The organism is Desulfonatronum thiosulfatophilum (assembly GCF_900104215.1).
Lineage (GTDB): Bacteria > Desulfobacterota > Desulfovibrionia > Desulfovibrionales > Desulfonatronaceae > Desulfonatronum > Desulfonatronum thiosulfatophilum.
On record NZ_FMXO01000003.1, the window covers coordinates 188,654 to 213,690 of the forward strand.

Sequence of the window (25,037 nt, forward strand, 5' to 3'; positions counted from 1 at the left end):
CTCGTTCCTGTTCCTGCCCGGCGACAAGGCCCTGGCGTATTGTATCCTCTTGCAGAATCAGCGTCCGAAATGCCGTTTCCTGCGAGGATGATCCGGAAGCGACGTGGGACATGACGGAATCTCGTATGGGAATGCCATGTCGTGTTTTTCTAAACTATCCAAAGTTGCCGTGCAATCGGCAATTCGTTATGAACGGGGGTTTGCCCGTACATGGGCAGCGAGCATCAATCAAGGAGAAAATGCTCATGAAAAAAGCCTTGATAACCGGAATAACCGGTCAGGATGGGGCTTATCTGGCGGAATTTCTGCTGGAGAAGGGTTATGAAGTACATGGCATCAAGCGCCGTTCTTCCCTGTTCAACACCCAACGGGTGGACCATCTCTACCGTGATCCGCACGAAGAGGACGTACGTTTCCTCATGCATTACGGGGACCTGACCGACGCAACCAACCTGACCAGGATCATCCAGGAGGTGCAGCCGGACGAAGTGTACAATCTGGCCGCCCAAAGCCACGTCAAGGTGTCCTTTGAAAGCCCTGAGTACACGGCCAACACTGATGCTCTCGGTACCCTGCGCATGCTCGAAGCTATTCGCCTTCTTGGTTTGACCGACAAGACGCGCATCTACCAGGCTTCCACCTCGGAACTTTACGGCAAGGTCCAGGAAGTGCCCCAGAGCGAGACCACCCCGTTCTACCCCCGCTCTCCGTATGCCGTGGCCAAGCTGTATGCGTTCTGGATTACGGTGAACTACCGCGAGGCGTACAACATTTTCGGCTGCAACGGAATCCTCTTCAATCATGAATCTCCGATTCGCGGCGAAACTTTCGTCACCCGTAAGATTACACGGGCGGCCGCGCGCATCGTCCTGGGACTGGAGAAAAATCTTTTCCTCGGTAATCTCGGCGCCTTGCGGGACTGGGGCCATGCCAAGGATTTCGTGCGTGCCCAGTGGTTGATCCTGCAGCAGGACAAACCTGAAGATTTTGTCATCGCCACGGGCGAACAGCACTCGGTCCGGGAATTTTGCGATCTGGCCTTCCGGGAAGTGGGCATCGAGCTGCGCTGGGAAGGTGAAGGACTCGAAGAAAAGGGCATTATCGCTAAATACCAGCCGACTCCAATCGTCCAGTCCTGCCTGCAACGCATCGGAAAAAACGTCTCCCTTTCGGAGGGGGATGTCCTGGTTTCCGTGGATCCCCGCTACTTCCGGCCAACGGAAGTGGAAAGTCTTCTCGGCGATCCGACCAAGTCCCGGGAAAAACTGGGCTGGACCCCCGAGATCAGCTTTCCGGAAATGGTTACGGAAATGGTAGCCTTCGATGTCCGGGAAGCCTCCCGCGAATCCATCTGCGTTCACAACGGCTTCGGTCTGCCCGGAAGCTGCGAGGCGTTCATGTAGCGTTCGCGGCTGATATTTTTTCAAATAAACATGGCCCGATCTTCGCGCTTCCGCGGAAAATCGGGCCTTGTTTTTTGTATGGTTACTGTTCAGTTGCGTGTTCCGGCTATCTCAATTTTCGATCCCGCGCGACTCCCACCCCGACTTCGTAGCAACACATGTCTGGTCTTGTACTGCCTCGAAGGGATTTGCGGACGAGGGAGGAAACTCGGTCATGTGCCGCAGAAGGTCTGATAGACCCGCTCCGAGGGTTCAGGAGGCAGGCAGTATTCGGCATGCTCGGGACTGCTTTCGTATGGTCGGGACAGGACTTCCACCAGGCGGTTCATCACGCTCAAGTCGTTGCGTTCCACCGCGGCTTCCAGGGCTTCTTCGACCTTGTGGTTGCGGGGGATGACCGCCGGGTTTCGGGCCTGCATCAAAACGCGGGATTCTTCCCTGGAATCCGCCTGTTCAGACAGCCGGGCCATCCAGCGCTCATGCCATGATTGGAAGGCCGGATCCTGGAACACGGGCGCATCCGGAAGCCGTTCCGAGGCAAGATCCCGGAAGGTGTTGGTGTAATCGGCCTGGTTCTTGTGCATGCAGGAGAGCAGTTCCTGGATCAGGCTTTTGTCCGGGGCCTTTTCATTGAACAGGCCGATCTTGGCGCGCATGCCCGCAAGCCATGCCCGCTCGAAAATTTCTGAAAAGGAAGAAATCGCTTCCTGGGCGAGAGTGACGGCCGTTTTCTGGTCCGGCGCAATCAGGGGCAGCAGCGTTTCAGCGAAACGGGAGAGATTCCACTGGGCGATCTGGGGCTGGTTGCCGTAGGCATAGCGTCTGTCCTTGTCGATGGAACTGAAGACCGTTTCCGGATCATAGGCGTCCATGAAGGCGCAGGGGCCGTAGTCGATGGTCTCGCCGGACAAGGTCATGTTGTCCGTGTTCATCACCCCATGGATGAAACCGACATGCAGCCATTTTGCCACCAGAGAAGCCTGGCGTTCCAGAACGGCCCGCAACAAGGCGAGATAGGGATTTTCGGTCTTGTCCAGATCCGGATAATGACGTCGCAGGGTGTAGTCGGCCAGGACCCGGATCGTATTCCGATCTCCTTGCGCCGCAAGATATTCAAACGTGCCGAATCGGATGTGGCTCGCGGCGACCCTGGTCAGGATCGCTCCTGTCTGCGGAGTTTCGCGAAAGACGGGCTCTCCGGTGGTCACCACGGCAAGGCTGCGGGTTGTGGGGATGCCGAAACCGTTCATGGCTTCACTGATGATGTACTCCCGCAGCATCGGGCCCAGGGCCGCGCGTCCGTCTCCCCGTCGTGAAAAAGGCGTTCGTCCGGACCCTTTGAACTGGATGTCGAGCCGCTCTCCGCGCGGGGTGACCTGTTCTCCGAGCAGGATCGCCCGACCGTCGCCAAGGATGGAGAAATATCCGAACTGGTGACCCGCATAGGCCTGGGCGAGAGGCTCGGCGCCTTCGGGTATCCTGTTGCCCGCAAATATTGCCGCCCCCCCTTCGCCTGCCAGGGCATCCGCATTCAGACCCAGGAACTCCGCCAGGGCACGGTTGAACACGACCAGTCGGGATTCGCGGACCGGAATCGGATTAAGCCGGACGAACAACGTCTCGGGCAACCGGGCATAGCTGTTGTCGAAGTTCCAACCGGTGCCGACGGCCGCGGAATCCTGGGATTGTGGTTGTGTCGCCATGGGCTGTCTCCTTCACGATACGAGTGATGTTTCATTGGCGTTTGGCTGCCGATCAATATCCTGCTCAAGTCCCGGCCGCGGTTCGTTGCACAGTCGGACGACAGCTTGATATCGCTCTTCAACGACCCAGCGATCCAGTTCTTCCGGCAAGCCTTCACGGGCGCCCCGGACAAGCATTTCGGCATGCCGCAAAAGCGTAGCCTGATCTTCGGGACGGTGAGCGAAGTAGGCCACAGTGGCTATCGTGTCCAGCAGGTGGATGAATATCTGGACACTGGAGCGGACATTGTGTCGGATCTGGTTGAATGCCGCGTCCGTGATCTCAGAAAATCCCCTGGTGGGCGCTATGATCCGCAGTTGCTTCCCCTCGTCAAAGAGATACGGGGAAGGAATGTTGCGTTGGGCCAGTCGGCACAGGGCGGTTCCCAGTTGGTCAATGCAGGCGATTGCCGTGAACGGGTCGTTCAAGCTGGGAGAAAGCGCCCGCAACGCAATCTCGACAAGTTCAAGGACCGCGAACTCTACGTCCTGGCTCGGGGTTCTTTCGTCATCCAGGGCGAACGCCCGGTTGATTCGTTTCGGGAGTTGATCGGTGATTTTGTCTTCCGGCCAGATCCGCACCAAAGGTTGTCCAGCAACAATATACCGGCCCGGCTGCTGCTCCAGTCGGATGACCGCATCCTCCTTTACGGCCCATTCCATCAGGACTTCCTTGTCGATGAATTGAATATAACCGTCGGTGGTTGCGGGAACAGGACGGGATTTCCTGGAGAACATATCCAGGAAATCCGCACTGGGCCGTTCTTCCTTTTGCGGGGTGTCTTTTGCAGGTTTTTTAGGATAAAGATGATCGATGGTCGTGAGCAGCTCGTTGCCCACACGGGCCACAACCCTGTTGGCCTGAATGGAAACGGAGACGTGATGGATGAAGTAGATCAGGACTCCCACGCTCAATACCGCAAAGAATACGCCCAGAGTCACTGACAAATGCGGAACGAATTCGGTGTCTCCCGAAGAATCCGAACGTCGCACGGTGCGCAACACGATCAGGCAGTAGAGAAACGTGGCGACGAAGGTGCCGAGCACCACCTGGGTCGTTGTGTCTCGCATGAAATTCCGGAGCAGCCGGGGACCGAGCTGGGATGTAACAAGCGACAGGGCGACCAGCGTTATGGAGAACACGACGCCGGCGATGGTGATCATTGATCCGGCAATGGTTTTCAGGACCGCACTGGCGCCCTCGGCTCCGCCGGAAAAGGTCCAGCCCAATGATTCAAAAAAATCCGCCATGGGATCGTTCATAGTGATGGTTAAAAAGGCCAGGGCCACGGCCACGCTGGACATGACACCCGGAGTGAACCACAAACTGGAACGAATCTTAACGAATATTTTTAAGAACTGCGCTTTCACGACGATTCCTCAGACACCGGCAAATTTCAAGATTATGAGAGCAGGTGTGGGAGGCCGACGACGTTTGGCGCTTCTATCACACCTCATTTCCTGTCGGAATATGCAAAAGCTATCGTGTCGGTATGTAGATGCACAATACGTAAAATTGCTTATCCGTCCTTTAGAAACTCCCAATACGAGAAAAACATGGACATCTTGCTCGCACTTGTAGCCGCCGCCGCATATGGAGCGGCGGATTTCAGCGCCGGTCTGGCGTCGCGGCGTTCGCCCGCACTGACGGTGACCTTTCTTTCCCAGTTGACGGGGCTGGTGATGTTCGGGATTGCCATGGTCTTGATCAGGGAGCAGCCCACGGTCTCGGCTGTCGGGTGGGGAGCGGCGGCAGGCGCTGTCGTCGCTTTATCGATCTTTGCGTATTATCGGGCTTTGGCCCTGGGCAGCATGGGGATCGTGGCCACCATCACGGCGATCTGGTCGGCGGTGGTGCCGTTTGCGCTTGGCCTCGCCCTTGGGGAAAGACCTTCATCGATGGCCGTCATCGGCATATTCTGCGTCATCGTCGCCGTGGGCATCATGTCGCATGGTCCGGAACGGATAGTGGTCGCTGGCGACAGGAAGCCGGGGAAGGCGGGTCAGGCCTCTGTCCTGTTCTTGGCCGGCCATTTACGAGGGATCTTGAAAACACATGGGTTGATCGGAGCCACACTGGCCGGCATCGGATTTGGATTGCTCGGCATTTTGATGAAGCAGGCAAGCATGCACGGCAACATCATCTGGCCGGTCTTCGCCGCGAGCATCGCCGCGGTTGTCATTACCGGACCAATGGTCGCAGCGACGAGTTCGCCCCTGACCTTCAACCGGCACAACCTGCCGCACATTCTCTCGGCAGGAGTGCTGCAATCCCTCGGAGTTCTGACCTTTCTGCTGGCGATACAGGAAAGCCTGGTCTCCATCATTGCCGTTATCGTGGCCCTTTCACCCGCGCCGACCATGTTTCTGGCCAGGTTTTTTCTCAATGAAAGCATGACCCGGGCTCAGTTGGCCGGTGTTGCCCTGGCCCTTGCGGGCATCGTCATCATCACCGCGCAACAGACTTGAACAGGAGCATTCGGGGTTTGTGGGTCGAAGTTCGTTGGTACGAACCAAAATCAAATTCCGAATGCTCCCGCTGAAGCTGTCGGGATGAATCAGGAGCTCGTCATACCGCGAATAAGGAATACAAGACGCCCAGCAGCCCGATGCCGGCAAGGATAAAAACCGGCGTTCGCGGCATTTCACCATCATTTTCCATGGCTCGCCCGAACATGAAAAAAACCACGGGGTGGACAAGAAAGGGCATGGAGAAAATGAACGGAATCAGGAGGGCTGCCTCCGGGCCGAACATGCCGCCCTGGGTTGCGGCGAACAGACCGAAATGGGAAATACCCGAAGATACGGCCATGGCCGTGAATCCCAAGGGCATGCCGGCGATGCTGAGCAGGACGAATCCGCCGAACACGGCGCAAAGCTGCCAACCAAAGGAGAATTGCATCAACCCCTTGACCTCGCTGGCGTCCTTGCCGCCGGCTCTGCCCATTGTTCGCATGGAATAGATGGTCAGCAGGACGCCGACCAGAACTATGAGCAGGGACGGCCACATGATCAGCCTGTCAAGTTGGGCGCTCATGGCCAGCACTGAAAAGACGAAAATATGGCCGAAAAAGGGGATGTTGATCATGATCGGCGCCCGGTAGGCGGCGGTGTTGCCAAGGTCTCCCGCCGTGCAGGCGCCGGTCAATCCGGAGTGAGACAAGGCTCCGGCCATGCCCGGTGCAAGATTGCGGGCCTGGTTGGTCTTTCCGAACAGCATCAGCAGGGCGATCCCGCCGAACATCCAGAACATTTGCCCGAAAAATCCATACGCCAGAACCGCGTTCATGCCGGTGATGGCAAAGGCTTCCGTGATCCGGGAGCCGCCGATCATGAAATTGGCGGCCAATACAACGGGTATCCCGGCAAACAACAGGGCGCGAATGGTCGGCCCGAAGCGCCAGCGATACATCAAGGCTCCGAGACCGGCGGCAATGATCATGGCAAAAAAGATCTGGGGCAGGGCGATGACGGGCCTGATCCACATCGCAATGGTATACGACGCCAGGAGAATGCCCAGAATGGCAATCACTTCCACCAGCCCCATCTTGATGTACAGGCGCTTGTTGGCCACCTTGGCCTTGTGATCGATGAGGATCACGGAGCCTACCAGCCCGAGATAGGCGATCAGCGGGTAGAATCGGCTGAGGTCGGTAAAACTCAGGCCTACAATCAATCGGTACAAGGCTTCGATGCCGATCAGCAGAAAAAAAGAACGAATAATGAAGACAAGTTGGGTGCGCCCCGTGCCCAGGACTGTTTCTTCCGTGGAATGAATCACCATGTCGTCCGGATCAAGTTCGATGCCGCCGAGGATCTTGCGCAGCTCCTGCCCCCCCACGAAAAAGGAGACCGTCAAGGCGACAATGGTCGTGCGGCTGACAAGATCGATCAGCGAAAACTGAGGCAAGCCGGGAGTGGATACTCCGCTGGCCACCAGCACGTAACCCATGGTCAGCCCGAAAATGACGATGATCAGGATCGGCGAATAGCGGGTCCCGGCGACGGCCGTCCTGGCCACCAGAACCATGGGGATGAGGAGAAACAGGGAAAGCAGAAACTGGTTCAGGATCTGCAGATTGGCTATCTGATCAACCACAACGGCGACATCCATGAGAGGACCTCCTGAAGCATGCATTACGGACTATGGCAGTATGCAGCAGCTTTTGCCGACACTATTCATCAACCATCTACCAGGACCCGTGGTGTTTATCAACGAGAACGCCGTTCCGGGCCGACAATCCCTGAGTCGTACATTGAAAGCTTTCCCTGGTGTTTCGGATTATCGCCGTCCTGATTTCAATTGAAATCCTGATAAGAAAAACCTTGCCATGAATAAAAGCATTCATTAAGTAATGTTTCAAAAATGGCAACTGCCACCATAACCCTATATTTTTGTAAGTTATTTTATTTAAATATAACAAGTTATGGAATTGTTCATGCTGCTTTTTCCGTGGATATCTGTCATGGTCTGGCGAATTTATGTCAGTTTTGTAACGTTTGTGTTTTTCTTGCTGAAATCTTTTCAGCCTGTTAATACATTTTTGTATCTTCTTATGAATTTCATGTGGTATTTCATGGTCGAAATTACGGGTATTTGTTATGCTGCTTTTTTGCTTCAGCCGGCAATCGTCCTGCGTCATCAAGTTGATGTACTGTTCTCACCTCAATGAAAGAGTGTACCTATGTGCCGTTTATTCTCTCTGACCAGTTCCGAGCCCATATCGCCGATGCGGGCCATTGAGGCACTGGATGTGATGAAGGAAGGTCATGACGGTTCGGGAATAGGTCTTTTTCTGACCGATCTTTCCGGTCCCTTCCAGGAATTCAAAGACCTGCCCATCCTTTCCGGTATTTTCACCCAGGATGGTCTGCGCCGTCTGGACGCAGTCATGTCCGAAAAAGGTTTTGTCCCCAAATTCCGATTGACCCTGGATATGAATCAAACTCCTCCGGGCACTCCCCGGCGAGAAGTCTATCTGACGCAGGTCTATGAACCCCCGGCACACTGGAATGACCTGGAGCCGACGATCCGCGAACAGGAATTGACCAGGACCCGGCTGACCCTGCGCCATATGGGGCAGGTAGAGGAAGACATGGTCGTCTTCAGTTTCTGGCCGGACGTGATCATGATCAAGGAAGTCGGCGATCCCATGGAAATCGGCCGATACCTCGGTCTGGATCGAAAAGAGCTGTATGCGGGGCGAATACTTGCCCAGGGCAGGCAGAACACCAATTACGGCATCAATCTGTACGCGTGCCATCCCTTTTTCATTCAGGGCGTGTCCACCATGACCAACGGCGAGAATACGGCCTTCGTGCCCATCAAGGAATATTTGAGCACTCAGGGCGTTCCCGGCTATGAAGGGTACCAGTCCGACTCCGAGGTGTTCACCCATATTCTCCATTTCACCCTCAAGGGCCTCGGACTCGGCCTGGAAGCCTATAAGCACGTGATTACCCCGCTGCAGGCTGAAGATCTGGAAGCCCATCCGGACCGGGATTTTCTGCATACCTTGAAGCAGGCCTGCCGGCGGCTGATCATCGACGGCCCGAATTGCGTCATCGGCTGCCTGCCGGACAAGTCCATGTTCATGGTTCAGGACCGCAAGAAACTGCGTCCCGGCATTGTCGGCGGCAGGCCAGGCCTGTTCGCCTTTTCGTCCGAAGCCTGCGGGCTGGACGCCGCCATTCCGGAACGCGACAAATCCAAGGATTTTCAACCCATGCACCTTGACACGGCCATTGTGTCGCCCGATTGTCAGGAGATTCGAATATGCCGGCAAACGCAGCCGTTACCCCATCTACATTAAGTCAACGCGACCTTCCCTGGCAGATCAACTGGGACATTCATACCTGCACCCTGTGCGGCAAATGCACGGCGGTTTGCCCCGTCAATGCCATTGAGTTCGGCACGTTCCGCAAGCGGGCCATCGTCACGCCGCCCCTGGGCCTGCGGGAAAAGCCCTCCTCCAGTTCCAACGTCTATTACGGCATCCGGCAGCGCACGGACCCTGCCTATGCCTGCATCGGCTGCGCCACGTGCAACATGGTCTGCCCGAACAACGCCATCCGACCGCTGAAGTCGGAAAGCACGGACACGCTGCGCTATCACCGCGACCGGGGCGGCCAGCCGCGAACCCGCGGCGGCCGGCGCAATGCCGGGGAAAGCGTTCTGGATCAGATCAAGTTCATGCGCATCTCCATGCTCACGGACCCGGCCCTGGATGCCGGACGTCATGAGTTTGAGATGCGCACGCTGATCGGTCGCATCCTGCCCCCGGCCGAGGCGCTCAAGACCCGCCGGGAACAGGGCTGGATGCCTCCGGTTCGGGAAATCTATCCACTGATGATCGGTTCCATGAGCTTCGGGGCGTTGTCCCCGAACATGTGGGAAGGATTGCAGATGGGGGTGGCTTATCTGAACGAGGAGCTGGGCATGCCGGTGCGCATGTGCACCGGGGAGGGAGGATGTCCGCCGCGACTGCTGCGTTCGCGCTTCATGAAGTACGTCATTCTTCAGATAGCCAGCGGCTATTTCGGCTGGGATGAGATCATTCACGCCATTCCGCACATGAAGGAAGACCCCTGCGCCGTGGAGATCAAGTACGGTCAGGGCGCCAAGCCCGGCGACGGCGGACTGCTCCAGTGGCACAAGGTCAACCAGCTTATTGCCGCGATCCGCGGTGTGCCGCCCGGCGTCAGTCTGCCAAGTCCGCCCACGCACCAGACCAAGTACTCCATTGAGGAAGCCGTGGCCAAGATGATTCAGTCCATGAGCATGGCCTGGGGCTTCCGGGTGCCGGTATACCCGAAGATCTCCGCCTCCAGCACATCGCTTTCCGTGTTGAACAATCTGACCCGCAATCCCTATGCCGCGGGTTTGGCCATCGACGGCGAGGACGGCGGCACCGGAGCGGCCTACAACGTGTCCATGAACCACATGGGCCATCCCATCGCCTCCAATCTGCGGGATTGTTATCTGAACCTGGTCAAGCTGGGCAAACAGAACGAATTGCCCATCATCGCCGGCGGCGGTGCGGGCAAGAACGGCAACCTGGCGGCCAACGCCGCGGCCCTGATCATGCTCGGCGCCAGCGCGGTCCAGATCGGCAAGTACATTATGCAGGCCGCTGCGGGGTGCCTGGGGTCCGAGGGCGACCGCTGCAACATCTGCAATATCGGCCGTTGCCCCAAAGGGATCACGTCGCAGGATCCGCGGCTTTATCGCCGCCTGGACCCGGAACAGGTGGCCGAGCGGGTGGTGGACGTGTTTGTCGGATTCGACACGGAACTGAAGAAGATCGTCGCCCCCTTGGGCCGCTCCACCTCCCTGCCCATCGGGATGTCCGACGCCTTGGGCATTGCGGACAAGGCCGCGGCGGAACGGCTGCAGATCAAATACGTGGTGTAGGGATCGAGGCCACGGTCTTTAAATCTTGGTACGCAAGCCCAGGCGTCACGATGGCCGCGACCGTGAGCCACTTCCTTTTTTCAACCAGGACAAAGAAGTGAACCGTTCCGACGTGACGTCCATGAAGAACGGAAATATTTCTTGATGAGGCATACATGAGCAAAGCAGAAGCAGTACATATTGCCGGTACAGACGAGACAGGACGGGTTTCCTCCCGAATACTGGAAGAGCGCATTCAGGAGGCCGTGCGCAGCGGCGCCTGCGATCTGGAGGTAGCGGCCCGGGGCCAGCACGGCATTGGCGGGCGGCTTTTTCAGCCGGAAGGCAAGCCGATCACCGTGCGGATCACCGGCTCACCCGGTCAGCGCACCGGATCCATGGGTTCGCCGGGAACGACCATTGAAATTCACGGTCCGGCTTCCGATGACATCGGCTGGCTTAATGCCGGCGCGGAAATCATCGTCCACGGCTACGTCACCAACGGGGCCTGCAACGCCATGGCCCAGGGCAAGGTTTTTGTCGGCGGGCCCATTGGTTCCCGGGGCATGACCATGACCAAGTTCAACCCGCGGTTTTCCCATCCGGAATTGTGGGTTCTGGGGTCGGCGGGGGATTACTTCGCCGAGTTCATGGCCGGGGGGGTCGCGGTTGTTTGCGGTCACGAGGCGCAGGATCCGTCCAACGTGCTGGGCTATCGTCCCTGTGTGGGCATGGTCGGCGGGAAAATTTTCTTTCGCGGGCCCATCCATGGCTACAGCCAGGCGGACGCCAAGCTGACGCCCATATCCGATGAGGAATGGCAGTGGCTGACCACGAACATGGAGAATTTCCTGGACAAAGTGCATCGCAAGGAGCTTCTTGCAGGGCTTACGATCCGCGAAGAGTGGCAGTGCCTGAGCGCGCGGACGCCCATGGAAAAAATCGGTGCGAAGCGCCGATCCATGAGCGAGTTTCGACGGGATGTATGGGACAAGGAGCTGGGCCGCGGCGGCATGATCGGCGATTTGACCAACCTGGATCGCAGCCCGATACCCTTGATCACCACCGGTGATTTACGACGCTACGTACCGGTCTGGGAGCACCGCAAGTATCTTGCGCCCTGTCAGGCCGCCTGTCCAACGGGCATGCCGGTCCAGGAGCGTTGGCGACTGATTCGTGAAGGCAAGGTGGACGAAGCCGTGGACGTGGCCCTGGCGTTCACACCCTTTCCAGCCTCCATCTGCGGATACCTCTGTCCGCATTTGTGCATGCAGGGCTGCACCAAGGGCGTGGCTGGGGGGCTGCAGCCCGTGGACATCACGGATCTGGGCAGAAAAGGCGTCGGCTCGAAGCCTCCCAAACTCCCGGAGTTGAGCGGCACTCGCGTGGCGGTGATCGGGGGGGGACCGGCAGGCATTTCCGTGGCCTGGCAGCTCCGGCTCAAGGGACACGATACCTGGATCTACGATATGGAAAAAGTGCTCGGCGGAAAGATGGCCACGGCCATTCCCGAACAGCGCATTCCCAGGGAGGTGTTGGAGGCGGAAGTCGAGCGCGCCCGTCAAATCCTGCCGCACATTCATTTGCAACAAAACCTGACCCACAAGGAATTTGAACAGCTCAAGGCTGATTTCGATTATGTGGTCATTGCCACGGGAGCCCAGAAGCCGCGGACAATCCCCATTCCCGGCGCGGAGCGGATCGTCCCGGCCCTGACCTTCCTGAAGAGCGCCAAGCTGAACAATCAACCAGTAGGCCGGCGGCTGGTGATCATCGGCGCGGGCAATGTGGGCTGCGACGTGGCCACCGAGGGGCACCGTCTGGGCGCGGAGGAAATCACCCTGATCGACATCCAGGAACCGGCGTCCTTCGGTGAGGAACGCAAAGCCGCGGAACGCGCCGGCGCGGTCTTCCGGTATCCGTGCTTCACCAAGGAAATCACTCCCGAGGGCGTGATGCTGACCACCGGCGAGGTCATCCCGGCGGACACCGTGGTCATCTCCATCGGCGACCTGCCCGATCTGGGCTTTTTGCCTGAATCCATTCTCGTGGACCGGGGTTTCGTCCTGGTCAATGAGAACCATCAGACTTCGGACCCGCAGGTTTTTGCCATCGGGGACATCGTCAAGCCGGGCCTGCTCACCGATGCCATCGGCGCTGGACGCAAGGCGGCCAGGATCATCGACGAAATGACCTCAGGCAAGCGTCCGCTGATGAACGCTTCATGGCTGAAGGATTATCCCATCGAGTACAGCGAATCCTCCGAACGCATCGACTACTCCCGGATGACCCTGGAGTACTATGACCCCCGGATCACTGAACTCCAAAACCTGAACGACTGCGCGTCCCAGTGTTCCTCCTGCGGTTCCTGCATGGACTGCGGCCTGTGCGATGTGGTCTGCCCCGCGGCGGCAATCGAGCGCAAAGATCAGGGCGACGGCAAATACGAACGCGCCGCCAACCCGGACAAATGCATCGGTTGCGGCTTCTGCGGCAAATGCTGTCCGTGCGGGGTCTGGGATCTGGTGGAAAACACGCCCATGGGTTAGCTGGTCCCTGAAAAGCATACAAAAAAGGGCAGGCCGTTGAACCTGTTATGGTTCAACGGCCTGCCCGAATTGATCACGCCTGCAATGCGCAATCTCTCTTGCGTCTACAGCGAGATGATCCCCTCGATTTCCGCTACAGCTTCATAAACCGCAATCACACCTGCACTGGAGGGCATGATTACATTGGCGGTCACGCTGATGTAATTGCCTTTGCCGGATTCGCGCACGCTCACACCCTCTCGGGACTCAAACACGGCCAGAAGCTTTTCGGAACTCGCTCTGGGCACGATGAATTTGAACGGATATACGGCCGGCCAGGAATACTGTTCGTCCAGAAGTTTCTGGAAGGATACGTAGTCTTTCATTGATTATCAGCTTTCCTTGAACCGCTTGACCAGCTCGCTCAATCGATCCGACATGCGGGCGATTTCCTGGATGTCGAGGTCCGCGGCCTGGATCTCCTGGCTGTTGGCCATGGAGAGCTGACTGACCTGGCTGATGTTTTCGTTGATTTCATCGCTGGTGACGGACTGCTGCTCCGCGGCGGTGGCAATGGTGGTCACCATGTCGGCGATGGACTCGGACTGGGAGACGATGGACTGCAAGGCCTCGCCGGTAAGCAAAGCCTTCTTGGCCGTATCGTCCACCACCTGGCGGGTTTGTTCCATCTTTCGAACCGCGTCCCGGGTGCTGTTTTGGATGGTGGTGATCACTTCTTCCACCTGCTTCGTCGCCTGCACGGTCCGCTCGGCCAGTTTGCGAACTTCATCGGCCACTACGGCGAATCCTCGCCCGGCATCTCCGGCTCGAGCCGCCTCGATGGCGGCGTTGAGGGCCAGGAGGTTGGTCTGGTCGGCGATGTCGTTGATGACTCCGAGCACCTGGCCGATGTCCTCGGCCCGATGAGCCAGGTCATTCAGGGAGCGGGAGAGGATGTCCGTGTCCTGCGCCACTTTCTTGACGTCCTCCACGGTGCCGCGAACCCCCTCGCCGCCCTCCTTGGCGCTTTGGGTCGCCCGAGCCGCGGCATCCGCGGTGCTGGCGGAATTACGGGCCACTTCGATGACCGTGGTGGTCATCTCGTTCATGGCCGTGGCCGCCTGGGTGGTCTGCTGCTCGGTATGCCCGATTCGTTCATTGACCGTGCTGATCTGGCCGGACAATTTGTGAGCTACGGAAGAGAGATTGTGGGCCACCTCGGTGACATCCCGTGCAACGACCAGAAGGTTGTCCTGCTGGTTCTGGATGCGTTTTTTGGCTTCCTCTTCCTGGCTCAGGTCAATCAATACGCCGATGGCCCCCACCACCTGACCTTGTGCATCTTTTAACGGGGAAACTTCACGGTAGATGGGCACGAGCCGTCCATCCGGATGCTGGTAATCGCGTTTGCCCTTGACCAGCTTCCCTTCGCGCAGGACTTCGGAAGCCGCACCCGCGCCGCCTTGCCCGCGCATGATCTCGCCGGCTGTTTTGCCTGCCACCTCTTCCTTGGACCTGCCGAGCAGCTGCAGGGCCTGGTCATTAATGAACTGAATGCGCTCGTCCTTGTCCGTGACGTACATGGCCACGGCAATCCCTTCCAGAACACCTCTGTTGTATTCCAACTGGTTCTGAATGCCGCGTACCATGAATTGCAGATTGCCGGCGAGCTTTGATAGTTCATCATTTCCCGTGACCTCGAACTCCACGGAATAGTCGCCCTGGCTGATTTTCTGGCTGGCAGCGCCGAGGGTGGCGATTTTCCTCACCACCGCTTTGCGCATGAAGACCAGGAGGCCGATCAGCAAAATGGCAAAACCACCCGCGGACAGCGCAGCTCCCTTGACCTGATGGTCTCGAAGCGTTGCGATATCCTCACTGACATCTTGAAAAACGAGCATTGCTCCCAATATCGGCTGGGACGATCCATGGCAATGATAGCAGCTTGGCTGGTTCGGAATAGAACGCAGGCGGACATATGTCGTGGCTTCCGCCTGCTCCATGGTGACGGCCCGGTCGGTTTTCCGGCGCAAACCATCGTCAAGAAGATCTCGGATTTGATCATGGTCGATCACGGCAGTCATGTCTCGCCGGATTGTCTCTTGTTGGGTGGAGTAGGTGATGTTGCCGCGAAAGTCGGTCAGAAAAATATCAACGTCCGTATACAGGCCGGCGACCTTGGCAAATTGAGCGGTGGTGCCTTCGTCGTCGCCGATCAGCATCGGCTCTTCAATGGCCAGTTGCAGGAGGTCGGTGACGCGCAAACCCATGCGGTCGATCTGACTCATGGCGTCGCTGCGTTGCCAGTAGGAGTTGACGAGAAAAAGAGTTGTGAAGACCGATGCCGTGAGGATACTGACGAGTACGAGGATTTTAGCTCCCAGGGAGGCGCGAATTATTTTCATGATCGTATCCTCTAGTGGGCGCCGGCGTGGAGCAGGGGTTTATAATTTATTACTCGAACGCGTTCATCCTCATGACACGGCCTGCAGACTTCAATGGTCAGACTGCCCCGAATGTCGGCCCGGTCTCCGGTGAGAACATGTATTGATCCCGGTCCATGACACCCCTCGCAGCCGACATGTCCGAGATCGGGGGTTTCTTCAAAACTGCGAAAACCGCCGGGCCGGCCGTACCCCGTGGTATGGCACCCATAACATTCCCGCAGTTCTTCCGTAGTCAGCTTCGGCGCCATCAAACGCACGCTATGGTCGGATTTTGACTTGTTGGCATGTTTGGTAAAGTTTTCATACAGATCATAATGACAGTCCGCACACTCCTTGCTGCCGACGTAACTCGCGTCCGGCAACTGAGCACCTGTGATCAACGGCAGAAAACAAACCAGCAAAAGACCCAGAATTGTGGCTAGTCCAATCACAGCCTTTTTCATGATTTCCTCCATGTAGCGTCGTAATGGATTGATAGTGCTAATAGTATCCCATGCTGTGTAGTTTCGGCGACATGTACGAGGTCTATGTGAAAAAAGCAACGAGTGTTACAAAAGTGTTGGCAACCTATTCCAAGACTTTGGCCGGCCTTGTTTTGACCTTGCAATCAAAACATTGCGCAATAAGCACTTGGGGTGAGCGTTCGGCAATTGGTCCGAACAACGAATCAAGATAAGTCAGACATCGCAGTTTATGGACTCCCGCAGAAGGGTGCTGATGGGCTCAGTTAAGCCAAGCTGTCAGAAAATCTCCCACCTGCCCAGTCTTCGTGATGTGCCGGATCAGTGAGCTGCCTATGACCACTCCGTCCACCGCATCTTCCACGCCCTGGAGTTGGGAGGGTGAGTGCAGGCCGAAGCCCAGGGCCAAGGGGATGGAAAATATGGATTTGGCCTGGATCAGGGCGGTGCGCAGTTCGGGGGGCAGGACGGCGCGCTCGCCGGTGGTGCCCATGACCGAGACGAAGTAGACGAAGCCCGTGGCTTCATGGGCATGCATGCGCAGCCGTTCCGACGAGCTGTTCAGTCCCACCAGGGGGATCAGATCGATGGCCTGGGCCTGGAGGATCTCCCGGATCTCGGCGCTTTCCTCAAAGGGCAGGTCCGCGATGATCAGGCCGTTCACTCCGGCTACGGAGGCTTCCCGGGCCAGCTTGGGGATGCCGTATTGCAGAAAGGGATTCATGTAGCCCATCAGGACGATTCCGGCGTTAATTGATGCACGTTTTCGGCGCAGCTCCTCAAGGATCCACTCCAGGGAGACGCCCTGCTCCAGGCAGCGCAAGGCCGCCTGTTCGACGATGGGACCGTCGGCCACGGGATCGGAGAAGGGCACGCCGATTTCAATGATGTCCGCGCCGGCGGCGTCCAGATCCCGGATGTGCGTCCAGAAATCCTGCCTGGACGGATAACCGGCGGGGAGATAGGGCATCACGGCTTTGCGGCCTTGGCATTTTGCCTGTTCGATTTTTTGGGTCAAAAGATTCTGGGACATTATCGGAGCTCCAGGTTGTTGAGATTTTGAATCGAGTCGGTTTTTGCGATCATTCACTTTTGGACAGGGCGGCGCGAACGATTTCCAAATCCTTGTCTCCGCGGCCCGAGAGACAAATGACTACATTCTCGGTTTCAGGCAGGGTGCCGGCGAGACCGATGGCATAGGCCAGGGCGTGAGAACTCTCCAGGGCCGCCAGGATGCCCTCGGTCCGGGCAAGACGCATGAAGGCGGCCAGGGCCTGGTTGTCGGTGACGCTGACATATTCGGCGCGACCCAGGGCTTGCAGGTGGGCGTGCTCCGGGCCGACGCCGGGGTAGTCGAGTCCCGGAGCAAGGGAGTGCGACGGCAGGATCTGGCCCTCCGGGGTCTGCAGGAGCTTGGTCATGGTTCCGTGAAGCACGCCGGTGGTTCCAGTGCTCAGGGTGGCGGAATGGCAGCAGCCCGGCGAACCGTCTCCCGCTGCCTCCACGCCGATCAGCGCGACTTCCGGATGGGGAACGAAGGCATGGAACATGCCGATGGCATTGGACCCGCCGCCCACGCAGGCCACGACCCGGTCAGGAAGACTGCCGGTCCGTCGCCGGAACTGCTCCAGTGCTTCGCGGCCGATGACGGCTTGCAGTTCGCGCACCAGGAGCGGAAAGGGATGCGGTCCCACGGCGGAGCCGAGGCAGTAATGGGTCTGTTCCTGTTCGGCAATCCAATGGCGCATGGCCGCGTTGATGGCGTCCTTCAGGGTCCGGCTGCCCGACTCCACGGGCTGGACCCGGGCGCCCAGCAGTTCCATGCGCTGGACGTTGTGGGCCTGGCGGACAACATCCTCGGCCCCCATGTACACGAGGCATTCCAGCCCGAGAAGGGCCGCGGCCGTGGCCGTGGCCACGCCGTGCTGCCCGGCGCCGGTTTCGGCCACGAGCTTGGTCTTGCCCATGTGTTTGGCCAGCAGAGCCTGGCCCACGGTATTGTTGATCTTGTGCGCTCCGGTGTGAGCCAGATCCTCGCGTTTGAGCCAGACGCCGAAGCCGAGTTCTTCAGAGAGGCGGGCGCAGTGGTACAAGGCCGTGGGGCGGCCGACATAGTGCTCCAAAAGATTTCCGAGTTCCTGCCCAAAAGCCGGAGTGGACATGATCCGCTCCATGGCCTCTTCCAGTTCCAACAACGGCGGCATGAGCAATTCCGGCGCGAATCGTCCGCCAAAATCGCCAAAATATCCTTTTTTCATCGCTTCTCCTTTTTGATCTGTATAAAGTGCAATGCTTATACGGGTCTCGTCTACAAGAAGATGTGTTCTGTGGGGGATTGCCTACGGCATTCTCGCCAAACGAAGAGCCAGTTCCAGTTTTGGTCCTGACTTCTTCCCCGGCGCATCTTCAACGCCCGAATTCAGATCCAGTCCGTCGGGCAGACACCGGTCCAGGGCCTGCCGGATATTTTCCGGTCCCAGACCGCCGGCCAGCAGCCAGGGTCTGGGTGAGTTCAGCCCGTGCAGGACGCGGAAGTTCAGACTTGCTCCATGCCCGCCGCCGCTGGTCCCGGCGTCCAGGAGGAACCAGTTGCAAACTGAGGCGAAAGCTTGCAGATCCTGCTCCAGAAGTTCCCGGCCAGCATAGCGTTGCGGCCAGAAGACCCTGATGACCCGCTCTCTCCCCAAGGCGGCGCAGAATTGCTGATCCTGTCTGCCGTGCAACTGGGCCAGGTCCAGCCTGGCTTCCTTCATGATCCTGCACACATCCTCTGCGCTCTGGTCGACGAAAACGCCCACCCGCAGGGCCTTGCCCCGGGGCAGCGCGGCCACAAGCTTCGGGTCTGCGTTGCGGGGGCTGGCTGGATGGAAGATGAATCCGGTCCAGTCCACGCCGAGCTCTTCGCAGAGCAGCACGTCTTCGGACCTGAGCAAGCCGCAGACCTTGATCAATGGACGCGGAATCCCGTTTGGCAGGCCGGTGCCGGTTTCAGGCTCCATTCATTTCCTCCAGCAGTTTTGTCAGGGCGATTCCCGGATCGGTCTCCTGCATCAGCCTCGTGCCGATGAGCAGGCCGTCGTAGCCGACGCCCTGCATCCGGCGCATATCCTCGGCCGAATGCATGCCGCTGGCGCTGATCCAGACTTCGCCGGACGCCCTGTGCTCGATCAGTTCCTCGGATATGCGCAAGCCCGTGGTCAGCTTGTCCAGGTCCCGGTTGTTGACCTGAATGATACTCGCCGCGGCGGCTTTGGCCTTTGCCAAGTCGGTGGTGTCAAAGACCTCCACCACGGCTTCCAGACCATGATCCCGGCATGCCACGAGCATGGCTTCCAGCTCCGCCAGGGTAAGCATTCGGGCGATCAGCAGCAGGGCCGAGGCCGGAGTGGCGGCGGTTTGGAGGACCTGCAATGGATGCAGCAGGAAATCCTTGCGCAAAACGGGCAGGCCGGGTTCGGCCATGACCGGCAGAAAATCCAGGCTGCCTTGAAAGTGAACTTCCTCGGTGAGCACGGACAGGGCCGCGGCTCCGGCCCGGGCATAGCCCTCGGCTGCCTGGCGCGGGGTCCAGGCGGCATTGATCAATCCCTTGCTCGGCGAAGCGCGCTTGTATTCGGCGATCACGGCTCCCGGCCCACGGCTCAGCAGGGCCCGGCGCAGGGATGGTCTTTGCATGGAGAGGGGTTTGGGCAGGGTTTCATCAGCGGCCATTTGCCGCAGGACATGGATTTCCGCCTCCTTGGCGCGTCGGAATTTCTCAAGCATGGAGCACCCGGCTGCCGACGCCCTTTTTGACCGCAGCCCGGGCCATTTCGGCGCACTCGATCAGGGTTTTACCCTCTTCCAGGAGGTAGAGGCAGGCGGCCAGGTTCAATGCCGCCATCTCGGCCATGGCCTTCGGGCCGTTGCCGGCCAGGATTTCCCGCATCACGCCCACGGCATGATCCTTGTCCTTCACGGTGACGTCTTCCGGAGCATGACGCTCAAAACCCAGTTTCTGCGGGTTGATGGCCGTCTTTTCCATGATCCCGTCCTTGATGATGTAGCACCGGGCCGGGCCGAAGGTGGTCAGCTCGTCGTAGCCGCCGGTTCCGTGGACCACCAGGGCACGTTCCACGCCGGTCAGCAGCAGGGCTTCGCCCATGATGAACAGAAAGGCCGGGTCGCCCACGCCGATGAGCTGGTGGGTGGGGCGGGCCGGATTGAGCAGGGGGCCCATGAGATTGAACAGGGTCCGGATGCCCAGCTCCCGGCGGACGGGCATGATATGCCGAAACGCTGGATGATAGGCCGGGGCGAAGAGGAAGACGAACTTGTCGGCGGCCAGACGGGAGGCCACCTGGTCCGGCTCTGTGTCCAGAGGCAGGCCCAGGGCCTCGAGTACATCTGCGCTGCCGCAGGAAGAGGATACGGCCCGGTTGCCGTGTTTGACCACCTGATAACCCATCTCGGCCAGGAACAGGGCCACGGCCGTGGAGCAGTTGAAGCTGCAGGCGTTGTCTCCGCCGGTGCCGCAGGTGTCGATGCGCACGCCGGAAAGGCCGGGAATGGGGCGGGCATGTTCAAGGCCGGCCCGGACGCCGGCGGCCAGGTCCGTGGAGTCCTCGCCCTTGGCCCGCAGGCCCATGAGGAACGCTCCGGCCTGGGCCGGACCCAATTCGCCCTGGAGCAAGGCATTGAAAATCCGGTCCGCCTGGATGTCGGTCAAGGGCTGCCGGCGGGCCAGTTGTTCAAGAATGTCGTTCACGCTGTCGGTCATTGCGGTGTCCTCCTCGGCTATGCTGCAATGGGCTGCATCTTGAGAAAATTTTCCAGAAGCTTCGGGCCGTCCGGGGTCAGGATGGATTCGGGATGGAACTGAACGCCGCACCACGGCCTGTCCTTGTAACGCAGGCCCATGACCTCGCCCTCTTCGGTCCAGGCGGTGCGCTCCAGCAGATCGGGGGCTTCCTCCACCCGGACCAGCAGGGAATGGTAGCGCCCGCATTCCAGGGGCTGGGGCAGTCCGGAGAAAAGGCCGTCACCGGTATGCATCACCGAGGAAGTCTTGCCGTGCATGATCCTGTCGGCCACCACCACTGAGGCCCCGGCATGATGCCCGAGGATCTGGTGACCGAGGCAGATGCCCAGAACAGGAACGGCGGTCGGCAGGAGTTTGAGGAAGTCCAGGCATTGTCCGGCCATTTCCGGTCGGCTGGGACCGGGTGAGATGATCACGGCCCGCAACTCCGGATTTTGCGCCAGATCCGTCAACTCGGGCTGGTCGTTGCGCACCACGTGGGGGAATAGCCCCAGAACCTGGAACGCCTGGACCAGGTTGAAGGTGAACGAATCATAGTTATCGATAAGTAAAAACATCGCTTCCTCCCTGACGTTTGAAGGCTTCCAGAAGCACCCTGGCCTTGTTGTGGCATTCCTCCCATTCCTTGAAAGGGTCGGAGTCGTGCACGATTCCGGCGCCGGCCTGAAAATGCACCTGCCCGTCCCGGACCCACAGACTGCGAATGGTGATGCCCGTATCCAGGTTGACCTCGTTCCGTCTCGGCCCGTTGGCCGGATTCAACCCCAGCCAGCCCACGGCTCCGGCATAAGGCCCCCGGGGCAGTTGTTCCTGATCCGCAATGATCTCCATGGCCCGGATCTTGGGCGCGCCGCTGACCGTGCCCGCGGGGAAGGTGGACTGGAGCACGTCCAGGGCGTCCTTGCCCTCGGCCAATTGGGCCTGCACGTAGGAGGTCATGTGCATGACGTGGGAGAAACGCTCCACTTGCATATACTTGCCCACCTCCACCGTGCCCGGTGCGGCGATGCGGCCCAGGTCGTTGCGTCCCAGATCCACGAGCATGACGTGTTCGGCCCGCTCCTTGGGATCAGCCAGCAGTTCTTCGGCCAGCTGCCGGTCCAGGACCTCGGTTTCCCCGCGCGGCCGAGTTCCGGCAATGGGTCGGGACTGGAGCAGGCCTGCCTCGCAACGCACCAGCAGTTCCGGGGAGGAACCCAGCAGGGTCAGCCGGGGCAGGCGCATGAAAAACATGTAGGGTGACGGATTGATTTGGCGCAGACGTCGGTAGAGGACGAAGGGCTCGCCGGAAAAGGGGGCCTCGAACCGGGTGGAGATGACGGTCTGGATCACCTCGCCGGTGCGGATGAGTTCCTTGGTCCGACGGACCCGTTCCATGAATTCGTCGCCATCGGGGATGTGCCGGACCTGACCCACCACCGGCGGCTCGTCCGGAACGGCCTTCTGCAGCTCTTCCACGGAGTTGCGGTCCGGATCAAGGCCGAGCACGCAGCAGCGGTGATGCAGGTGGTCGAACAGGGCCACTCGGCCAGGAAGCACGAGGCAGCAGTCGGCCTGGGACGGAGGCAGCAGCGGAGCCAGCTTGGGCTCGAAAAGCCCGGCCATGCCGTAGCCGAAGTACCCGTACAGCCCTCTGACCAGAGGCGGAAGGTCCGCGAACTCGTCCTGCGCGGTGATGCGCAGCGTGGCCATTATTTCGCGCAAAGCCGAGATGAATTCCTCGCCGTCCAGCTTTTCCAAACCCTTGAGGCGGGAATCGTGAGTCTGGACGTCCATGCGGCCGTCCCGACAGCTCAGACGCATCCGAAAGTCCCACGCAATCAGGCTGTATCGCCCAAGGCGACCGTCCACTTCCGCGCTTTCCAGCAAGATTCCCGGGCGCTTGCCGACCAGGCCGAGAAACAGACTGATGGGCGTTTGCACGTCCGCGGCCAGCCATTGGCCCGTCTGGGGCAGATCGATGTGCATTGCGTTCTCCTTGGTTTTGGGTTCGCTATTCAACTGATGCCATAAAAAAAGCCGCCTTCCCTGGGAAGGCGGCTTTTGAGTAAATGTCGTGACGATGCACAAGCTTTTGAGCCATCTTCCCCTAAATCATGAGCTTCGCCACCACCAGCCGGCCCGCTGGGCCAGGACGTCTACGTCCCCGCCGGCAGCGATGTTCAGGTGGGAGCGGAACTGGCGGACCGCGTCCTGGCTGTAGGGGTTGGCTTCGAACAGGTCAGCAAAAAGAGCTGCGTCTTCCGTCAGCATTTTGCGGGCCGCTTCCAATCTGCGCTCAAAGGAGGGAGTCAGAAAATCCCGCAGGCCGTCATCCCCGGCCAGCGCGGCCAGATAGGCGGCTGTGGTCACGAAGTTCAGCCCCTGAATTGCGGCCATGGCCCGGTCATGGGTCTCCGCCGTGGTGGGGAAGGTCTGAAACCCGAGGTCTTCCAGCACCGAGGAGACTGTTTGCGTTGCCTGATCGTCGCGGCCAGGGACCACGGCGACGCGCGGCGCTTCGCCCGGATCCTGACCGAACAGGGGATGCGTGCCCACCACGGGTCCCGGGTGATATTGCAGCATCAGGCGCAGGGGTTGGACCTTCACGGAGCAGATATCCACCAGAATGGCATCTGGCCTGCAATGCGGGGCGCATTTCACCAGGACCTCTTCCATGGCCGGCGCGGGAACGGCCAGGAGCACGAGATCCTGGCTGGGCAACACCTCGGCCAGAAGCGGGGCTTCCAGGGGCTGATCCAGCCCGGCAGTCTCGATTACGGCCTTCCGGAGTCGGGCAACGAACAGGCCGCCCATCCGTCCGCCCGAACCGATCACGCAGCAACGTGAGATCCGGTCGACGGCGCGGCTGCCCGTGCCGGCCGGCGGAGCCGTCAATGATGTCATGAAGTCTCCTGTCCGGCCGCGTGCAAGCCGACTTTCAGTTCGGCCCAGCGGTTCCAGAATTCCGGAAAGGATTTGGCCACGCAGCTCGGCTGGTCCAGGTCCACGCCGATTCCGGCCAGTTCCAGGAGCGAGAGGCTCATGGCCAAACGGTGGTCGCCGTAGGTCTTGAAGGCGAAGCGCCGACCCGCGGGAAGAGGCGCCGGCTCGATGCGCATGCCGTCTTCCAGGGGAGTGGCCTTGGTTCCGATACGGGTGAGTTCCGTGACCACGGCGTCCAAACGATCGCTTTCCTTGATGCGCAGATGAGCCACGTTGCGGATGGTGGTGGTTCCCTCGGCCTGGGCCGCAACGGCCGCCACCGTGGGTACCAGGTCGGGGCAGGAGCCCATGTCCAGGTCCACGCCATGCAACCGGCCGCCCGCGACCACGACCTCGTTCTCCTTCCAGGTGACCCCGGCGCCCATTCGGGCCAGGATGTCCGCGATGGCCCGGTCGCCCTGGAGAGAGTCGGCGTTCAGCCCCCGCAGACCCACCGGAACACGGCTCAGCGCGCCGGCGGCCAGAAAGTACGAGGCGTTGCTCCAGTCTCCTTCCACGGCCATGTCCCGGGGCTGATACGCGCCGGGCTGGACCACGATGCGCAGGCGTGCGGGAACCACATTTCCAGGGGCTTGCCAGGGCACGTCCGTCCAGCGTTCATCCTGCAGGCTCTGGACCTGGAAGCGTGCCCCGAACCGTTCCATGATCTGCAACGTCAGGCCGACATAGGGCCAGGAGACCACCTTGCTCCCGCCGATCCGGACGGTCAGGGGGGCATGGGCCAAGGGCGCGGCCAAAAGCAGGCCGGAGAGGTACTGGCTGGATTCGTCGAGATCGATGGATACTTCGCCGCCGGGCAGGCCCGCGGCCCGCAGGAGCAGGGGCGGGCAGCCCTGCTGTTCCAGGTAGTCGACATCCGTACCCTGCTCGCGCAGGGCCCGGACCAGGCTGGCAATGGGGCGGGCGTGCATCTTGCCTCGGCCCTGGATGCGGAACGCTCCCTGGCCCGCGGCCAAAACCGCCGTCAGCAGACGGCAGGTCGTGCCCGATTCGCCCACGTCCATGACCAGCGGTTCCTGGTCGTCCTGGCTCTGGCGACCCTGAGGGCCGCGAGGCATGCCGGAGACCGTGTACCGGCCCGGTTCGTCACGCTGGATCAGGGCCGAGGCCAGGGCCAGAATGTCTCGGGTGCGTTCGAGGTCCTCGCTTTCCAGGACATTGGACAGGCGGGATTTGCCCGGAGCCAGGGCCGCGGCGATGAGCACGCGGTGGGACAGGGACTTGGAGGCCGGAGCCTGGAGGATGATCGGAGAGGGTTGTGTGGTCATGGTGCGTCC

The 25,037-nt window shown here is 59.7% G+C and carries 20 protein-coding genes; 5 read left to right on the plus strand and 15 right to left on the minus strand.

Translation table 11 applies throughout. From position 1 onward, the window contains the following. The first annotated feature begins 245 nt into the window (after window positions 1-245). Window positions 246-1,403, plus strand: coding sequence for a GDP-mannose 4,6-dehydratase (gmd, locus tag BLP93_RS03580; RefSeq protein ID WP_092117295.1), 1,158 nt, complete (start codon window positions 246-248; stop codon window positions 1,401-1,403). 212 nt (window positions 1,404-1,615) lie between these two features. Here gmd and BLP93_RS03585 read toward each other — a convergent pair whose 3' ends face one another. Together BLP93_RS03585 and BLP93_RS03590 are read right to left on the minus strand one after the other, a co-directional pair. Then, window positions 1,616-3,106, minus strand: a complete 1,491-nt coding sequence (locus tag BLP93_RS03585; protein ID WP_092117297.1) for a protein adenylyltransferase SelO — start codon at window positions 3,104-3,106, stop codon at window positions 1,616-1,618. Between the two features lie 12 nt (window positions 3,107-3,118). Next, a complete protein-coding gene (locus BLP93_RS03590) occupies window positions 3,119-4,516 on the minus strand; it encodes a DUF2254 domain-containing protein (RefSeq protein WP_092117299.1) in 1,398 nt (465 codons plus the stop codon). Window positions 4,517-4,702: 186 nt separating this feature from the next. Between BLP93_RS03590 and BLP93_RS03595 the strand changes: the two genes are divergently transcribed. Further along, the gene (locus tag BLP93_RS03595) at window positions 4,703-5,614 is read left to right on the plus strand and encodes a DMT family transporter (protein ID WP_092117301.1); all 912 of its coding nucleotides are present in this window, start codon (window positions 4,703-4,705) and stop codon (window positions 5,612-5,614) included. A 100-nt stretch (window positions 5,615-5,714) separates the two neighbouring features. On the opposite strand, the gene BLP93_RS03600 is transcribed toward BLP93_RS03595, so the two are convergent. Next, window positions 5,715-7,259, minus strand: a complete 1,545-nt coding sequence (locus tag BLP93_RS03600; protein WP_092117303.1) for a hypothetical protein — start codon at window positions 7,257-7,259, stop codon at window positions 5,715-5,717. 571 nt (window positions 7,260-7,830) lie between these two features. On the opposite strand from BLP93_RS03600, the gene BLP93_RS03610 reads away from it, so the two are divergent. The 3 genes from BLP93_RS03610 (at window position 7,831) to BLP93_RS03620 (ending at window position 13,087) form a co-directional block, all read left to right on the plus strand. Beyond that, complete coding sequence (locus tag BLP93_RS03610; RefSeq protein ID WP_092117307.1) at window positions 7,831-8,958, plus strand: class II glutamine amidotransferase domain-containing protein; 1,128 nt, start codon at window positions 7,831-7,833, stop codon at window positions 8,956-8,958. Further along, entirely contained in the window at window positions 8,922-10,559 is a 1,638-nt protein-coding gene (locus BLP93_RS03615) for a glutamate synthase-related protein (RefSeq protein ID WP_092117309.1), read from the plus strand. Before BLP93_RS03610 ends, BLP93_RS03615 begins: the two co-directional genes overlap by 37 nt. 155 nt (window positions 10,560-10,714) lie before the next feature. Beyond that, a complete protein-coding gene (locus BLP93_RS03620) occupies window positions 10,715-13,087 on the plus strand; it encodes an FAD-dependent oxidoreductase (RefSeq protein WP_092117311.1) in 2,373 nt (790 codons plus the stop codon). 104 nt (window positions 13,088-13,191) lie between these two features. On the opposite strand, the gene BLP93_RS03625 is transcribed toward BLP93_RS03620, so the two are convergent. The 12 genes from BLP93_RS03625 to aroA form a co-directional block, all read right to left on the minus strand. After that, complete coding sequence (locus BLP93_RS03625; RefSeq protein ID WP_092117313.1) at window positions 13,192-13,452, minus strand: DUF493 family protein; 261 nt, start codon at window positions 13,450-13,452, stop codon at window positions 13,192-13,194. Window positions 13,453-13,458: 6 nt separating this feature from the next. Then, a complete protein-coding gene (locus BLP93_RS03630) occupies window positions 13,459-15,471 on the minus strand; it encodes a methyl-accepting chemotaxis protein (protein WP_092117315.1) in 2,013 nt (670 codons plus the stop codon). A gap of 11 nt (window positions 15,472-15,482) precedes the next feature. Then, a complete protein-coding gene (locus BLP93_RS03635; protein ID WP_092117317.1) occupies window positions 15,483-15,956 on the minus strand; it encodes a cytochrome c family protein in 474 nt (157 codons plus the stop codon). 280 nt (window positions 15,957-16,236) lie between these two features. Beyond that, entirely contained in the window at window positions 16,237-17,007 is a 771-nt protein-coding gene (trpA, locus tag BLP93_RS03640) for a tryptophan synthase subunit alpha (RefSeq protein ID WP_092117319.1), read from the minus strand. A 49-nt stretch (window positions 17,008-17,056) separates the two neighbouring features. Then, on the minus strand, window positions 17,057-18,232 hold the full coding sequence (trpB, locus tag BLP93_RS03645) for a tryptophan synthase subunit beta (protein WP_092117321.1): 1,176 nt from the start codon (window positions 18,230-18,232) through the stop codon (window positions 17,057-17,059). 81 nt (window positions 18,233-18,313) lie between these two features. Further along, window positions 18,314-18,973 (minus strand): phosphoribosylanthranilate isomerase, encoded by a 660-nt coding sequence (locus tag BLP93_RS03650; RefSeq protein ID WP_092117323.1) that lies wholly within the window; start codon window positions 18,971-18,973, stop codon window positions 18,314-18,316. After that, window positions 18,963-19,739 (minus strand): indole-3-glycerol-phosphate synthase, encoded by a 777-nt coding sequence (locus tag BLP93_RS03655; protein WP_092117325.1) that lies wholly within the window; start codon window positions 19,737-19,739, stop codon window positions 18,963-18,965. The genes BLP93_RS03650 and BLP93_RS03655 overlap by 11 nt, the downstream gene beginning before the upstream one ends. Next, complete coding sequence (gene trpD, locus BLP93_RS03660; protein ID WP_092117327.1) at window positions 19,732-20,733, minus strand: anthranilate phosphoribosyltransferase; 1,002 nt, start codon at window positions 20,731-20,733, stop codon at window positions 19,732-19,734. The genes BLP93_RS03655 and trpD overlap by 8 nt, the downstream gene beginning before the upstream one ends. A gap of 17 nt (window positions 20,734-20,750) precedes the next feature. After that, the gene (locus BLP93_RS03665) at window positions 20,751-21,332 is read right to left on the minus strand and encodes an anthranilate synthase component II (protein ID WP_092117329.1); all 582 of its coding nucleotides are present in this window, start codon (window positions 21,330-21,332) and stop codon (window positions 20,751-20,753) included. Continuing rightward, window positions 21,313-22,743 (minus strand): anthranilate synthase component I family protein, encoded by a 1,431-nt coding sequence (locus BLP93_RS03670; protein ID WP_092117331.1) that lies wholly within the window; start codon window positions 22,741-22,743, stop codon window positions 21,313-21,315. The genes BLP93_RS03665 and BLP93_RS03670 overlap by 20 nt, the downstream gene beginning before the upstream one ends. Before the next feature lie 126 nt (window positions 22,744-22,869). Continuing rightward, window positions 22,870-23,661, minus strand: a complete 792-nt coding sequence (locus BLP93_RS03675; RefSeq protein ID WP_092117333.1) for a prephenate dehydrogenase/arogenate dehydrogenase family protein — start codon at window positions 23,659-23,661, stop codon at window positions 22,870-22,872. Further along, window positions 23,658-25,028 carry a 3-phosphoshikimate 1-carboxyvinyltransferase gene (gene aroA / locus BLP93_RS03680; RefSeq protein ID WP_092117335.1) on the minus strand — a complete coding sequence of 457 codons (1,371 nt, stop codon included), beginning with the start codon at window positions 25,026-25,028 and terminating at the stop codon, window positions 23,658-23,660. Before aroA ends, BLP93_RS03675 begins: the two co-directional genes overlap by 4 nt. Window positions 25,029-25,037 lie beyond the last annotated feature (9 nt).